This is a genomic window from Streptomyces sp. NPDC091416 (assembly GCF_044756845.1).
GTDB lineage: Bacteria > Actinomycetota > Actinomycetes > Streptomycetales > Streptomycetaceae > Streptomyces.
On the sequence record NZ_JBIVTU010000017.1, the window covers coordinates 13,345 to 30,082 of the forward strand.

The following is a 16,738-nucleotide window of genomic DNA, read 5'->3' on the forward strand; positions in this document are numbered from 1 at the left end:
GTGAAGGCTGCCGGGAGGTCTACGACTCCCACTCGGCCTGGAGGAGGTCCAGCTCGTCCTGGCTCAGCCCGGTGAGTGAGGCGTCGGCGTCGTAATCCGCCGCAGGCGCGCCGGGCAGGGCGCCCACCTGCGCGATGGATGCGAGTCCGGCCACGGTGCGCTGCTCGAACACGTCCTTCACCGTGAAGACGATGCCTTCGCGGATGGCGTGGGAGACGAGCTGGAGCGACCGGATGCTGTCGCCGCCGAGGTCGAAGAAGCTGTCATCGATTCCGACCTGGGGAACGCCGAGGACCTGGGCGAAGGTTGCGCAGAGCAGCTCCTCTTGGGGGGTGCGGGGGGCGCGGCTCTGCGTGGTGGTGGTGAACTCGGGGTCGGGCAGGGCCTTGCGGTCGAGCTTGCCGTTGGCGGTGAGGGGGAGTGTGTCGAGGGTGACGAAGGCGGCGGGGACCATGTAGTCGGGGACGGCCCTGGACAGTTCGGCGCGTACCGCTGCGACATCTGGGGTGCCGGTGAGGTAGGCGATGAGGCGGTCGTCGCGGACGATGACGGCTGCCTGGGTGATGCCGGTCAGGGTGGTGAGGACGGTTTCGATTTCGCCGAGTTCGATGCGGTGTCCGCGGATCTTGACCTGGTCGTCGGCGCGGCGGAGGTATTGGAGGTTGCCGTTGTCGGTCCAGCGGACGATGTCGCCGGTGCGGTACATGCGTGTTCCGGCGGGGCCGTGGGGGTCGGCGACGAAGCGCTCTGCGGTGAGGCCTGCGCGCTTGAGGTAGCCGCGGGCGATGCCGTCGCCGGCGATGTAGAGCTCGCCGGGGACCCCGGCTGGGACGGGGCCGAGGTGGTCGTCGAGGACGTACACCTGGGTGTTGTTGAGCGGGCGGCCGATGTCGGGTGTGTCCTGGCCGGTGATGGGGGCGGTGGTGGACCAGATGGTGGTTTCGGTGGGTCCGTAGACGTTGAGGACCGATGCGGCTGCGGTGGTGAGTTGTGTGGCGAGGTCGGTGGGCAGGGCTTCACCGCCGACCAGGACGCGTACTGCGCGCAGTGAGTCGCCCGCGTCGGACACCACGGCACGCCAGAGGCTGGGGGTCGCCTGCATGACGGTGACCCGCTCGGTGTCCAGGGTCCGTCGTAGGGCGGCGGGGTCGTGGACGAGGCCGGGGGGTGCGAGGACCACGGTGGAGCCGGACACGAGCGGCGTGAAGAGTTCGAGTCCGGCGATGTCGAAGCCGACGGTGGTGACCGCCAGCAGACGGTCGTCCGGCGTGAATCCGACGCGCTCGGCCATGTCGGTGAGCAGGTTGGTCAGGTTGGCGCGGGAGACGACGACGCCCTTGGGGCGGCCGGTGGATCCGGAGGTGTAGAGCACGTACGCGGCCGTGTCCCCGGTGGTGTGGGTCGGCAGTGACACCTGAGCGGAGGGTTCTTGGGCGTTGAGGGAGGTGAGGAGCGTCTGGTCCAGGAGGAGGACGGGGTCGGTTTCGGCCTGCATGAAGGCGATGCGGTCGGTGGGGAAGTCCAGGTCGATGGGCAGGTAGGCGCTGCCGGTCTTGAGGACGGCGAGGAGTGCGACGACGAGGTCCACGGAACGGGGCAGTGCCACCGCGACGAACGTCTCCGGCTTCGCTCCGTTTTCCGCGAGGGCGCGGGCCAGGCGGTCCGCGCGGGCGTTCAGTTCCCGGTAGGTCAGACGGGTGTCCTGGAATACCAGTGCCACTGCGTCCGGAGTTGCGGCTGCCTGGGCCTCGAACAGCCCGATCACATCGGCGTCGGCCGTGCCGACTGCCGGGACAGGGCCCGTTCCCCACTCCTCGACGACCCGTGCGCGTTCGGCCTCCTCCAGTACGTCGATCCGCGACACCTGCGTGTCCGGTGCGGCGACGACCGCGTCCAGCACTCGCACGAACCGCTCGCACAGCACCTCGGCCGTCCGCACATCGAACAGATCCGCACTGAACTCCAGAGCCGCACCGATTCCGCCGGCCTGCTCCAACTCCGCGTAGGACAGAGAGAGATCGAAGCGTGAAGCCCCTGTTCCTCCCGGCTGCTGCTCCACCTTGAGGCCGCCGAACTCCAGCTCACCCACGACCGACTGCGAGGTCACGTTCGGGTTGAGCATGATCTGGAAGAGAGGGTGGCGTGCGCTGGAGCGTTCGGGGTTGAGGACTTCGACGAGCCGCTCGAAGGGGACGTCCTGGTTGCTGTAGGCGGCGAGGTCGGTCTGCCGGACCCGCCCCAGGAGTTCGGTGAAGGTCGGGTTGCCGGAGAGGTCGGTGCGCAGGACGAGGGTGTTGACGAAGAAGCCGACGAGGTCTTCGACGGCGTCGTCGGTGCGGCCGGCGATGGGTGAGCCGATGGGGATGTCGGTGCCTGCGCCGTGGCGGTTGAGGAGGATGCCGAGTGCGGCTTGCAGGACCATGAAGACGCTGGCTTGTTGTTCGCGCGCCAGGCGGGTGATCCCGGTGTGGAGTTCCTTGGGGATGTGGAACTCGATGGTGCCGCCGTGGTGTGTGGGGGTGGTGGGGCGGGGTCGGTCGGTGGGCAGTTCGAGTTCGGCCGGGAGGTCGGCCAGGGTGTTCTGCCAGTGGGCGAGCTGTTGTGCGATGGGGCTGGTGGGGTCGGTTTCCGATCCGAGGATGTCGCGTTGCCAGAGGGTGAAGTCGGCGTACTGGACGGGCAGGGGTGTCCAGGTGGGTGTGTTGCCTGTGGTGCGGGCGGTGTAGGCGGTGGTGAGGTCGCGGGCGAGTGGGGTGAGGGACCAGCCGTCGGCGGCGATGTGATGGACCAGGATCAGCAGCACGTGCTCATCCGGGGAGAGCGCGAACAAGGTCGCACGCAGAGGTACCTCCGCCGTCAGGTCGAACCCGTGGCGTGCGGCGGCGACGAGGTCGTCGTCGAGCTGGGCGACGGAGGTCGGTACGACAGCGAATCCTGGCCGCGCGGACGCTCCGTCGAGGATGACCTGGTAGGCGCCCTGGTCGCTGCCCGCGAAGACGGTGCGCAGGGATTCGTGGCGTTCCACGACGTCGGCCAGCGCAGCTTCGAGAGCGGTGGTGTCCAGGGCTCCGGTCAGGCGCAGGGCGACCGGAATGTTGTAGAGCGAGCTGCCGGGCTCGTACTGGTGGAGGAACCAGAGCCGCTGCTGGGCGAACGACATGGGGATCTGATCGGGGCGGGGTCCTGCGGTGATCGCGGTGCGGGCGGTGGAAGCGCCGGTGAGGGCTTCGGCGAGGCCGAGGACGGTGGGGGTCTCGAAGAGCTGGCGTACGGAGAGCTCGGCGTCGAGCGCGGTGCGGATGCGGGAGACGAGGCGGGTGGCGAGCAGGGAGTGTCCGCCGACGTCGAAGAAGCTGTCGTCGATCCCGACCTGTTCCAGGCCGAGGATGTCGGCGAACAGTCCGCAGAGGATTTCTTCCTGGGGGGTGCGGGGGGCGCGGCTCTGGGTGGTGGTGCTGAACTCGGGCTCCGGCAGGGCCTTGCGGTCGAGCTTGCCGTTCGCGGTGAGGGGCAGGGTGTCGAGGGTGACGAAGGCGGCCGGGACCATGTAGTCGGGGACGGCCCTGGACAGTTCGGCGCGTACCGCTGCGATATCTGGGGTGCCGGTGACGTAGGCGATGAGGCGGTCGTCGCGGACGATGACGGCCGCCTGGGCGACGCCGTCCAGGGTGGTGAGGACGGTTTCGATCTCGCCGAGTTCGATGCGGAACCCGCGGATCTTGACCTGGTCGTCGGCGCGGCGGAGGTATTGGAGGTTGCCGTTGTCGGTCCAGCGGACGATGTCGCCGGTGCGGTACATGCGTGTTCCGGCGGGGCCGTGGGGGTCGGCGACGAAGCGCTCTGCGGTGAGGCCTGCGCGCTTGAGGTAGCCGCGGGCGATGCCGTCGCCGGCGATGTAGAGCTCGCCGGGGACCCCGGCTGGGACGGGGCCGAGGTGGTCGTCGAGGACGTACACCTGGGTGTTGTTGAGCGGGCGGCCGATGTCGGGTGTGTCCTGGCCGGTGATGGGGGCGGTGGTGGACCAGATGGTGGTTTCGGTGGGTCCGTAGACGTTGAGGACCGATGCGGCTGCGGTGGTGAGTTGTGTGGCGAGGTCGGTGGGCAGGGCTTCACCGCCGACCAGGACGCGTACTGCGCGCAGTGAGTCGCCCGCGTCGGACACCACCGCACGCCAGAGGCTGGGGGTCGCCTGCATCACGGTGACCCCTTCCTGATCCAGGGTCCGTCGTAGGGCGGCGGGGTCGTGGACGAGGCCGGGGGGTGCGAGGACGACGGTGGAGCCGGACACGAGCGGCGTGAAGAGTTCGAGTCCGGCGATGTCGAAGCCGACGGTGGTGACCGCCAGCAGACGGTCGTCCGGCGTGAATCCGACGCGCTCGGCCATGTCGGTGAGCAGGTTGGTCAGGTTGGCGCGGGAGACGACGACGCCCTTGGGGCGGCCGGTGGATCCGGAGGTGTAGAGCACGTACGCGGCTGTCGTGCCGGTGGTGTGGGTTGGCAGTGACACCTGTGCGGAGGGTTCTTGGGCGTTGAGGGAGGTGAGGAGTGTCTGGTCCAGGAGGAGGACGGGTTCGGTTTCGGCCTGCATGAAGGCGATGCGGTCGGTGGGGAAGTCCAGGTCGATGGGCAGGTAGGCGCTGCCGGTCTTGAGGACGGCGAGGAGTGCGACGACGAGGTCCACGGAACGGGGCAGTGCCACCGCGACGAACGTCTCCGGCTTCGCTCCGTTTTCCGCGAGGGCGCGGGCCAGGCGGTCCGCGCGGGCGTTCAGTTCCCGGTAGGTCAGACGGGTGTCCTGGAATACCAGTGCCACTGCGTCCGGAGTTGCGGCTGCCTGGGCCTCGAACAGCCCGATCACATCGGCGTCGGCCGTGCCGGCTGCCGGGACGGGTCCCGTTCCCCACTCCTCGACGACCCGTGCGCGTTCGGCCTCTTCCAGTACGTCGATCCGCGACACCTGCGTGTCCGGTGCGGCGACGACCGTGTCCAGCACTCGCACGAACCGCTCGCACAGCACCTCGGCCGTCCGCACATCGAACAGATCCGCACTGAACTCCAGGACCGCCCGCATCCCGCCCGCATCGGCCTGGTCGGCAGCGTGCAACTCCTGCACCGCCAGCAGCAGATCGAACTTCGCCACCGCGCTGTCGGCGTTCATGGCGCTCACGCGCAGATCCGCGAACCGCCCGTCCCCGGTCGTCGCGGTCGGGTCGACGTTCTGCAGGGAGAGCATGGTCTGGAAGAGGGGGTGGCGTGCGGTGGAGCGTTCGGGGTTGAGGATTTCGACGAGTCGTTCGAAGGGGACGTCCTGGTTGCTGTAGGCGGCGAGGTCGGTCTGCCGGACCCGCCCCAGGAGTTCGGTGAAGGTCGGGTCGCCGGAGAGGTCGGTGCGCAGGACGAGGGTGTTGACGAAGAAGCCGACGAGGTCTTCGACGGCGTCGTCGGTGCGCCCCGCGATGGGTGAGCCGATGGGGATGTCGGTGCCTGCGCCGTGGCGGTTGAGGAGGATGCCGAGTGCGGCTTGCAGGACCATGAAGACGCTGGCTTGTTGTTCGCGCGCCAGGCGGGTGATCCCGGTGTGGAGTTCCTTGGGGATGTGGAACTCGATGGTGCCGCCCTGGTGCGTGGGGGCGGTGGGCCGGGGTCGGTCGGTGGGCAGTTCGAGTTCGGCCGGGAGATCGGCCAGGGTGTTCTGCCAGTGGGCGAGCTGTTGTGCGATGGGGCTGGTGGGGTCGGTTTCCGATCCGAGGATGTCGCGTTGCCAGAGGGTGAAGTCGGCGTACTGGACGGGCAGGGGTGTCCAGGTGGGTGTGTTGCCTGTGGTGCGGGCGGTGTAGGCGGTGGTGAGGTCGCGGGCGAGTGGGGTCAGTGACCAGCCGTCGGCGGCGATGTGGTGGATGACCAGGAGCAGGACGTGGGTGTCCGGTGCGGTGGTCAGGAGGGTGGCGCGGAGGGGGGTTTGGGTGGCGAGGTCGAATCCGTGGGTGACGGCTTCGGCGAGTTCGGCGTCGAGGTGTTCGGGGCTGGTGGTGATGTGGTGGAGCTGGGGCCGGGCGTCCTTGAGGATGACCTGGTAGCCGCCTTCGTCGTCCTGGGGGAAGACGGTGCGCAGGGATTCGTGGCGTTCCACGACGTCGGCCAGCGCAGCTTCGAGGGCGGTGGTGTCCAGGTTTCCGGTCAGGCGCAGGGCGACCGGGATGTTGTAGAGGGAGCTTCCGGGCTCGTACTGCTGGAGGAACCACAGGCGTCGCTGGGCGAACGACAGCGGGACCCGCTCAGGACGCGGACCCGACACCAGGCCCTGACCCGAGCGGCCCGCCACCGTCATCAGCTTGGCCAGCCCGGACACCGTCGGGTGGTCGAACATGTCGCGGACCGACAGCTCCATGCCGAGCACCGAACGTGCCCGCGCGAGCAGTCGGATGGCGAGGAGCGAGTGGCCGCCGAGGTCGAAGAAGCTGTCGTCGACGCCGACCCGCTCCAGGCCGAGCACATCGGCGAACAGCCCGCCGATGGCTTCTTCCCACGGGTTGTGCGAGCCGTGTGCGGCGAGCAGGTCCGGCGCCTCGGAGTCGGCGCCGTGCACCGGTTCGGGCAGGGCGCGCCGGTCCAGCTTGCCGTTGGGCGTGAGGGGCAGCGCGTCCAGCGGCATGAAAGCCGACGGCACCATGTAGTCCGGGAGCTGCCGCTCGGCGTACGCACGCAGCAGTCCCGGCGCCACGTCGGCCCCGGCCGCAGCGACCACGTACGCGACGAGGCTCCGGTCGCCCGCAGGGTCCTCGTGGACCACCACGACGGCCTCCCGGACGCCCTCGGCGGCGAGCAGCACAGCCTCGATCTCACCGAGTTCGAGCCGGAACCCGCGCAGCTTGACCTGCTGGTCGGCGCGGCCCGCGTACTGCAACTGTCCTTCGACGGCCCACAGGGCGAGGTCGCCCGTGCGGTACATCCGGGAGCCGGCCGCTCCGTACGGGTTGGCCACGAAGCGCTCGCCGGTCAGGTCGGGGCGTCCCAGGTAGCCACGGGCGAGGCCGGTGCCGGCGATGTAGAGCTCGCCCGTCACTCCGGGGGCCACGGGCTGGAGGCCCGCGTCGAGGACGTACGCCTGGGTGTTCCAGAACGGGCGGCCGATGGGCACGGCACCGGACGGGGTCGGCGCGCCCGGGGCGAGCGTGAAGTCCGTGCAGTTGACGGTGGCTTCCGTCGGACCGTACGCGTTGACGACCGTCGCGCCGGGGTGTCGCTCCCGCCACTCGGCGAGCTTCTCGCCGAGGAGCTGTTCACCTCCGAGGATCAGCGTGCCGGACGGCGACGCCGTGTCGGGCAGCGTGTCGAGCAGCGGCAGGTGGCTCGGGGTCGCCTTCATGAAGGCCGGGCGGGAAGCGGCACCGGCCGGCTCCTCGCTGAGCTCGGCGAGTCGTACGCAGCCGCCCGAGACGAGCGGCGTGTACAGCGCGGTGACGGTCAGGTCGAAGGCGATCCGCGAATGCAGCAGCGAGCCGCCCGCCGCGTCCGGATAGGCGTGCCGGGCCCGCTGGAGGTAGGCGCCCACCGAGCGGTGCTCGACGACCACGCCCTTGGGCCGGCCCGTCGAGCCCGAGGTGTAGATGACGTACGCGGGGTTCCGCGGCGACACCGGACCGGTCGGCCCCGCACCGTCCGCCGCAGCGGCCGACGGTGCCAGGGCGGCCTGCGTCTGCGCCGCGTCGAGGAACAGCGCCTCGACACCCGGCACCAGGCCGGACCACTCGTCATTGGTCAGGGCGAGGACGGGCGCGGTGTCCGCCAGCATGTAGCGCAGCCGCTCCGCCGGGTACTCCAGGTCGAGCGGCAGATAGGCGCCGCCCGCCTTCAGGACCGCGAGCAGGCTCACGATCAGTTCGGTGGACCGGGGCAGCGCCACCGCCACGAACCGCTCGGGGCCGACGCCGCGTTCGGCCAGGAGCCGGGCGAGACGGTCGCTGCGTGCGTCGAGTTCGGCGTACGTCAGGGACGTGCCGGCGTGGACGACCGCGGGGGCGTCCGGAGTACGGGAGGCCTGGGCCGCGAAGAGTGACACCACGCTCGCGGGTGCCACGTCATGTGCCGTGTCGTTCCACTCGTGCAGGACCTGGTGCCGCTCGGCCGGGGTCAGCACGTCCATCCGGCCGATGCGTCGGTCCTGATCGGCCAGTGCCGCGTCGAGCACCAGCAGGAGGCGCTCGCCGAGCGTCCGGGCCGTGGGGGCGTCGAACAGGTCGGCGCTGTATTCGAGTACGCCGCCCATGCCGCCCGTGGGCTTGTCGTAGAGCCGGAACAACAGGTCGAACTTGGCGCCCGCGTCCTCGGTCGGCACGGCGGACGCGGTGAGCCCGGGCAGGGCCAGGGCGCCGCCCACGGAACCGAGCGGATCCGCGTTCTGCACCACCAGCCGCACCTGGAAGAGCGGGTGCCGGGCGGCGGAACGCTCCGGGTTCAGCAGCTCGACGAGCCGCTCGAAGGGGACGTCCTGGTTGCTGTAGGCGGCGAGGTCGGTCTGCCGGACCCGCTCCAGGACTTCGGCGAAGGTCGGGTCGCCGGACAGGTCCGTACGCAGGACGAGCGTGTTGACGAAGAAGCCGACGAGGTCCTCGACCGCATCGTCCGTCCGGCCCGCGACGGGGGAGCCGATGGGAATGTCGGTGCCCGCGCCGAGGCGGGACAGGAGCACGGCGAGTGCGGCCTGCACGACCATGAAGGTGCTCGCGCGGTGCTCACGGGCCGCCGTCTCGATGCGTGCGCGCAGCGCCTGCGACACCTCGAACCCGACGGACCCGCCCCGATGGGACGGCGTGACAGGCCTGGCCCGGTCGGCCGGCAGCTCCAGCTCGGTCGGGAGGTCGGCCAACGCCTCCTCCCAGTAGTCCAGTTGGCGACGGGTGAGGCTGTCGGCGTCGTCCTCGGAGCCGAGCGCCTCGCCCTGCCAGAGGGTGAAGTCCGCGTACTGGACGGGCAGCGGCGGCAAGGCCGGTGCGTTCCCTGCCGCGCGGGCCGCGTAGGCGGCGGTCAGATCCCGGGCCAGCGGGCCGAACGACCACTCGTCGGCCGCGATGTGATGGATCAGGAGCAGGAGTACGTGATCGTCCTGCCCGGTCTCGAACAGCGTCACCCGGATCGGGAACTCCGCCGTGAGGTCGAACGTGTGGCCCGCCGCAGTGCGCAGGGCGTCCCGCAGCGCGTCGGGGGCGACCCGCTCGACCGTCAGCGGCGGCTCGGCGGCGGCCAGAACCACCTGATGGGCGCCCTCGCCGTCCTCGGCGATGACGGTACGCAGCACCTCGTGCCGGTCCACGACGTCGGCGAGCGCGTCGCGCAGCGCCGCGTGGTCGAGGGGGCCCGTGAGACGCAGGGCGACCGGAAGGTTGTACGTGGCGTTGGGGCCTTCGAGGCGGTGCAGGAACCACTGCCCCCGCTGGGCGAAGGAGAGCGGGACACGCGCCGGGCGCGGTCCGGCGGTCACCGCGTCACGGGCCGCGTCCGCGCCCCGCAGTGCCGTGGCGATCCCGGCGACCGTGGGCGCCTCGAAGAGCCGGCGCACGGGCAGTTCGACACCGAGTGCGGTGCGGATGCGGGAGGCGAGCCGGGTGGCGAGCAGCGAGTGCCCGCCCAGCGTGAAGAAGCTGTCATCGATCCCGATGCCGGAGACCCCGAGAACCTCGGTGAACAGTCCGCAGAGGATTTCTTCCTGAGGGGTGCGGGGGGCGCGGCTCTGTGGGGCGGTGGTGAACTCGGGGTCGGGCAGGGCCTTGCGGTCGAGCTTGCCGTTGGCGGTGAGGGGGAGTGCGTCGAGGGTGACGAAGGCGGCGGGGACCATGTAGTCGGGGACGGCGTCGGCTACGTGGTTGCGGATGGTGGTGGTATTGGGGGAGTCGCCGGTGAGGTAGGCGATGAGGCGGTCGTCGCGGACGATGACGGCTGCCTGGGCGACGCCGTCCAGGGTGGTGAGGACGGTTTCGATCTCGCCGAGTTCGATGCGGTGTCCGCGGATCTTGACCTGGTCGTCGGCGCGGCGAAGGTAGGTGAGGTCGCCGTTGTCGGTCCAGCGGACGATGTCGCCGGTGCGGTACATCCGTGTTCCGGCGGGGCCGTAGGGGTCGGCGACGAAGCGCTCTGCGGTGAGGCCTGCGCGGTCGAGGTAGCCGCGGGCGACGCCGTCCCCGGCGATGTACAGCTCGCCGGGGACCCCGGCGGGGACCGGGCCGAGGCCGTCGTCGAGGACGTATACCCGGGTGTTGGAGAGTGGGCGGCCGATGGTGACCGGGGTGTCGGGGGTGATGGGGGCGGTGGTGGACCAGATGGTGGTTTCGGTGGGTCCGTAGACGTTGAGGACCGATGCGGCAGCCGAGGTGAGTTGTGCGGCGAGGTCGGTGGGCAGGGCTTCGCCGCCGACCAGGACGCGTACTGCGCGCAGCGAGTCGCCCGCGTCGGACACCACCGCACGCCAGAGGCTGGGGGTCGCCTGCATCACGGAGATGCCCTGCCCCGTGACCGCGTCACGCAGCCCGGCCGGGTCGAGGACGAGGTCACGGCTCGCGAGGACCACGGTGGCGCCGGACACCAGCGGCGTGAAGAGTTCGAGTCCGGCGATGTCGAAGCCGACGGTGGTGACCGCCAGCAGACGGTCGTCCGGCGTGAATCCGACGCGCTCGGCCATGTCGAGCAGCAGGTTGGCCAGGTTGGCTCGGGAGACGACGACGCCCTTGGGGCGGCCGGTGGATCCGGAGGTGTAGATGACGTACGCGGCAGCGCGGGGATCCGCCGGGACGCTCGGGGCGCGCTCACCGTCGAGCAGTGCGGGCAGCGTCTGCGCGTCCAGGGTGAGGACGGGCCGGGTCGTGCTCAGCATGTGGGCGACCCGGTCGGCCGGGTACCCCAGGTCGAGCGGCAGGTAGGCGCCACCGGTCTTGAGTACGGCGAGGAGCGCGACGACGAGGTCCACGGAACGGGGCAGGGCGACCGCGACGTACTGCTCGGGGCCGACCCCCCGCTCGATCAGGGAGCCTGCGAGCCGGGCGGCCCGCTCCTCCAGCTCCGCGTAGGTGACGGCGGTGTCCTCGAAGACGACGGCCACCGCGTCCGGGGCCGCCTCCGCCCTCGCCTCGAAGAGGGTGACCACGTCCGCGTCACCCGCGAAGGACCGGGCGGTGGCGTTCCGTTCCTCCAGCAGCAGCCGGCGTGTGCCGGGCGCGAGAAGGGACACCTGTCCGACACGCGTCCCGGGCTCGGCGATCACGGTGCTCAGCACGCGGACGAACCGTTCGCAGAACGCCTCGGCCGTTCCCGCGTCGAAGAGATCCAGGCTGAACTCCAGGACCGCTCCGATACCCGCCTCGACGCCGTCCGGCCCGTGCTGCTCGCCCAGGTTGAAGGCGAGGTCGAACCGGGCCGCGTCGGAACCCATGGTCTGGTCCGAAACGCTGACCCCCGGCCACTCGCCCAGCGACGTGGCCGCTTCGCCCTGATCCTGGTTGTGCAGGGAGAGCATGGTCTGGAAGAGGGGGTGGCGTGCGGTGGAGCGTTCGGGGTTGAGGATTTCGACGAGTCGTTCGAAGGGGACGTCCTGGTTGCTGTAGGCGGCGAGGTCGGTCTGCCGGACCCGCCCCAGGAGTTCGGTGAAGGTGGGGTTGCCGGTGAGGTCGGTGCGCAGGACGAGGGTGTTGACGAAGAAGCCGACGAGGTCTTCGACGGCGTCGTCGGTGCGGCCGGCGATGGGTGAGCCGATGGGGATGTCGGTGCCTGCGCCGTGGCGGTTGAGGAGGATGCCGAGTGCGGCTTGGAGGACCATGAAGACGCTGGCTTGTTGTTCGCGGGCCAGGTGGGTGATGCCGGTGTGGAGTTCCTTGGGGATGTGGAACTCGATGGTGCCGCCGTGGTGTGTGGGGGTGGTGGGGCGGGGTCGGTCGGTGGGCAGTTCGAGTTCGGCCGGGAGATCGGCCAGGGTGTTCTGCCAGTGGGCGAGCTGTTGTGCGATGGGGCTGGTGGGGTCGGTTTCCGATCCGAGGATGTCGCGTTGCCAGAGGGTGAAGTCGGCGTACTGGACGGGCAGGGGTGTCCAGGTGGGTGCGTTGCCTGTGGTGCGGGCGGTGTAGGCGGTGGTGAGGTCGCGGGCGAGCGGGGTGAGGGACCAGCCGTCGGCGGCGATGTGGTGGATGACCAGGAGCAGGACGTGGGTGTCCGGTGCGGTGGTCAGGAGGGTGGCGCGGAGGGGGGTTTGGGTGGCGAGGTCGAATCCGTGGGTGACGGCTTCGGCGAGTTCGGCGTCGAGGTGGTCGGGGCTGGTGGTGATGTGGTGGAGCTGGGGCCGGGCGTCCTTGAGGATGACCTGGTAGCCGCCTTCGTCGTCCTGGGGGAAGACGGTGCGCAGGGATTCGTGGCGTTCCACGAGGTCGGCGAGTGCTGTTTCGAGGGCGGTGGTGTCCAGGTTTCCGGTCAGGCGCAGGGCGACCGGGATGTTGTAGAGGGAGCTGCCGGGCTCGTACTGCTGGAGGAACCACAGGCGTCGCTGGGCGAATGACAACGGGACCCGCTCAGGACGCGGACCCGACACCAGACCGGCCCGTGCCGTGCCGGCGGACGTGAGGCCCTCGGCCAGCGCAGCCGGGCTCGGGGCCTCGAACAGCCGCCGGACCGGGAGTTCCACGCCGAGTGCGGTGCGGACGCGGGAGACGAGACGGGTGGCGAGGAGCGAGTGGCCGCCGAGGTCGAAGAAGCTGTCGTCGACGCCGACCCGCTCCAGGCCGAGCACATCGGCGAACAGCCCGCACAGGATCTCCTCCTGCGGGGTGCGGGGCCGGCGGGCGGCCGCCGTCGAGGCCGCGTAGTCGGGGACGGGCAGGGCACGCCGGTCCAGCTTGCCCGTGGGCGTCAGCGGAAGCCGGGTGAGCTCGACCACGGCCGCCGGAACCATGTGGTTCGGCAACCGGTCCGCGAGGAACGCCCGCAGTTCGGCGGCATCCGCTGCCGCATCGCCCGAGGGCGCCACATAGGCGACGAGCCGCTTGTCGCCGGGCTGGTCCTCGCGGACGATCACGGCACACTGCGCCACCGACGCGTGCGCCCCGAGCAGCGACTCGATCTCGCCGAGCTCGATACGGAAACCGCGCACCTTGACCTGGTTGTCGGCGCGGCCGATGAACTCGATCAGCCCGGCGGCCGTCCAGCGGACCACATCGCCGGTGCGGTACATACGGGAGCCCGCCGGTCCGAACGGGTTCGCGACGAAGCGCTCGGCGGTCAGCCCGGGACGCCCCAGATAGCCGCGGGCCACACCCGCGCCGGCGACGTACAGCTCACCCGGCACACCGGCCGGCACCGGGCGCAGCGCCGAGTCGAGCACATAGACCTGCGCGTTGGACACGGGCGTGCCGATCTCGGCCGGGCTGCCCTCGCGGACGACACCGGTGACGCTGTCGGCGGTGCACTCGGTCGGACCGTAGAAGTTGAACCCCGTCAGGCCCTCGGTCGACGTCAGCTGCCCGCGCAGTGCCTCGCCGATGGCCTCGCCGCCGAGGACGATCAGGGCAGGGTGGTGCCGGCCGTCGTCCAGCAGGCCCGCTGCGATCAGGTGCTGGCACTCGGAGGGCGTCATGTCGACGACATCGATGCGGTGTTCGTCCACCTGGCGCGCGAACGCCTCGGGGTCGTGCCGGCCCTCGTCGTCGATCAGATGGAGTTCGTGGCCGTGGGCCGCCATCCAGAGGAAGAGCCCCCAGGAGGCGTCGAAGGAGAACGACGCGGTGTGCGCCATGCGCAGGCGTCTGCCGCCGACGGACTCCACCACCGGCGCGAGTACCTCGGCCTGGTGGTGGTGGAGCAGGTTGGTGAGACTGGAGTGGTTGATCAGCGCGGCCTTGGGCCGGCCCGTGGAACCGGAGGTGTAGAGGATGTACGCGCCGTTGTCGCGGGTCGCCCGGACAACCGGCAGGTCGGTGGCCGGCCGCGCCGCGAGTGCCGCCCGGAGTTCCGGGTCGTCGAGGCGGAGCACCGGTACGCCGGAGCCGTCGAGGACGCTCACCCGGGAGGCGGCCTCGCCGGAGGTCACCACGAGGGCGGGTGCCGAGTCGGTCAGCATGAACGAGGTGCGCTCGGCCGGGTAGGTGGGGTCGACCGGAAGATAGACGGCTCCGGCCTTCATGGCGGCGAGGAGCGCGACGACGGAGTCCACCGAGCGCGGCAGCACCACGGCCACGATGTCCTCGGGGCCGACCCCGTGCTCGACGAGCAGCCGGGCCAGCCGGTTGACCCGGCCGTTGAGCTCACGGTAGGTCACGGTGGTGTTCTGGAAGACGACGGCCGTCTCGTCCGGGGTACGGGCCACCTGGGCCTCGAAGAGCTCGGGCAGGAGCCCGGCCGGCATGTCCAGCTCGGTGCGGTTCCAGTCGACGAGCATGCGCCGGGTCTGCTCGGCGTCGAGTACGTCGATGCGGCCGACCGGCGTCTGCGGAGCGGTGAGGAGCAGCCGCAGCGTACGCAGCAGCTGCTCGCCGAGCGCGACCGCCGCCGCGGTGTCGAAGACGTCCGGGCGGTGGTCGAGCTGGAAGCGCAGGGTCGTGTCGGGCATCGCCACGAGACCGAGCGGATAGTGCGTGGCGTCGTAACCGACGGTCCGCAGGACCTTGAGGCCGCCGGACGCCTGGTTCATGTCCCCGGCGTCCAGCGGGTAGTTCTCGAACACCATGGACGTGTCGAAGAGTTCGCCGAGCCCGGCGATCCGCTGGATCTCCGAGAGCCCCAGATGCTGGTGGGCCAGCAGCAGGGCCTGCTCCTCCTGGAGCCTGCCGAGGAGCGCCGAGAAGGGCTCGTCGGGACGCAGCCGCAGCCGCAGGGGAAGGGTGTTGATGAAGAGGCCGACCATGTCCTCGACACCGTCGAGCTCCGGCGGACGGCCCGACACGGTCACGCCGAACACCACGTCGTCCAGGCCCGTCATCCTGGACAGCAGCAGCGACCAGGCGCCCTGCACCAGGGTGTTGAGGGTGAGCCCGTGCTCGCGGGCGAAGGCCGTCAGCGCCGCGGTCTCCCGCTCGTCGAGGCCGAACAGCACGTGCTCGGGCACCATCGGCGGATGCTCCACACCCAGTGAGGCGACGCGGGTGGGCTCCTCCAGCCCTGCCAGCGCGTCGGCCCAGGCCGCGCGCGCCTCGGTGGTGTCCTGCGCGCCGAGCCAGGTCAGGTGGTCGCGGTACGGGCGTACCCGGGGCAGCTCCGACGCGTCACCCTTGGCGAGGTAGAGCCCGAACAGCTCCCGCATCACGATCTGCATCGACCAGCCGTCGAGCAGGATGTGATGGTTGGTGAGGAGGAAGCGGTAGCGCTGCTCGCCGAGGCGGAGCAGTGTGAAGCGGACCAGCGGGGCCTGCCCGAGGTCGAACCGCCGGTCGCGGTCCTCCAGGGCCGCCTGCTCGGCCAGCGCCGCGCGCTCCTCGGCCGGAGCCGACCGGAGGTCGAGGGTCCGCCACGGCGCGGTGACATCACGGAGCACCAGCTGGGCCCACTCACCGGACTTGCGCTGGCGGAACGCGACCCGCAGGTTCGGGTGGCGCAGGAGCAGCGCGTCGGCGGCCGCGTGCAGGGCGTCGGGGTCGAGCGCGCCCTCGAAGTCCGTCGCCACCTGAGCCACGTACACATCGGTGGCATCGTCCGCGTCCGGTCCCGTCCCCTCGTCGAGGACGTTGTGGAAGAGCATGCCTTCCTGGAGGGGAGACAGCGGGTAGATGTCTTCGATCTTACGTGGCTGTCGCGTCACTGCCATGTCTCCCACCGGACCGCAATTTGTCTTTTATGCCGCCACCGGTAATAGAGCAGGCAGCAATAGCGACGAGCAACGTATTGCGCTGCCCGTGTTCCGTGCAACCAAAAGACGGGGTCATTAACTCTCAGCTTAAGAGTCATTGAGGTCTCCGTGCCCCGTGGCTGCGGTGTCGTGGTGACCCATATTCAGCCCCAGCTTAAAGAGGGTGCTCGCGATTCGGACCCGCGTGACCGGGTGCTACGGTCGCAAACCTTGTGTCGGAACGGAGGGGGTACGGTGCAGCGGAGTATCGAGGAGGAACTTGTCTCCTGGATAAATGGCGATGCCTTCACCTGCCTGGGGGCGCGCGCGGCAGTTCGTCAGGACCTTCTGGTCACGCATGTATATGAAGAGCTGGATTCTGACGACTGCACGGGTAAATTGCATCAGAATCTCATTGAATTCATTGATGCGAATATCTCCGCGGAGCATGATTTCGCCTCGTTCGTCGCCATATTCCGTACGCCCAGGGAGTGCGGAGAGGAAGAGTTCGAAGAGGCGCTGTGGGGGCAGCTGGGCCGGCTCCACCGGCTGGACGCGAAGTCCTATTCCTGGAGCGAGGGTTACTCGAGCGACACGGAATCGTCCGCGTTCGGATTCAGCGTCGGGGGCCGGCCGTTCTTCGTCGCCGGACTCAATCCCGGTTCCTCGCGGATCTCCCGGCGGTTCTCGTACCCCGCGCTGGTCTTCAACTCCCATGAACAGTTCGGCAGGCTGAAGGCCGACGGAACGTACTTCGGACTGCAGCGCAAGATTCGTGCCAAGGAACTGCGGCTGCAGGGAAGCGTCAATCCCATGCTGGCCGATCACGGCACCTCGTCGGAGGCGCGGCAGTACTCGGGGCGGGCCGTACCGGCCGACTGGAAGTGCCCGTTCCACCCGGAACCCGGGATGCACGCGCCGGCCGGATGACCGTCGGGCCGCGGACAT

2 protein-coding genes are annotated in these 16,738 nt (G+C 70.1%); one reads left to right on the forward strand and one right to left on the reverse strand.

Annotation, left to right across the window (positions count from 1 at the left end):
* Window positions 1-19: 19 nt before the first annotated feature.
* Window positions 20-15,769: a non-ribosomal peptide synthase/polyketide synthase gene (locus ACIQMX_RS35895; protein WP_402484389.1), complete on the reverse strand. Its 15,750-nt coding sequence runs from the start codon at window positions 15,767-15,769 to the stop codon at window positions 20-22.
* 276 nt (window positions 15,770-16,045) lie between these two features.
* On the opposite strand from ACIQMX_RS35895, the gene gntA reads away from it, so the two are divergent.
* The gene (gntA, locus tag ACIQMX_RS35900; protein ID WP_363073069.1) at window positions 16,046-16,720 is read left to right on the forward strand and encodes a guanitoxin biosynthesis heme-dependent pre-guanitoxin N-hydroxylase GntA; all 675 of its coding nucleotides are present in this window, start codon (window positions 16,046-16,048) and stop codon (window positions 16,718-16,720) included.
* The last annotated feature ends 18 nt before the right edge of the window (window positions 16,721-16,738 follow it).

Coding starts and splice junctions, on each gene's coding strand:
- ACIQMX_RS35895 (WP_402484389.1), bottom strand. CDS start 15,769: ATGGCAGTGACGCGACAGCCACGTAAGATCGAAGACATCTACCCGCTG.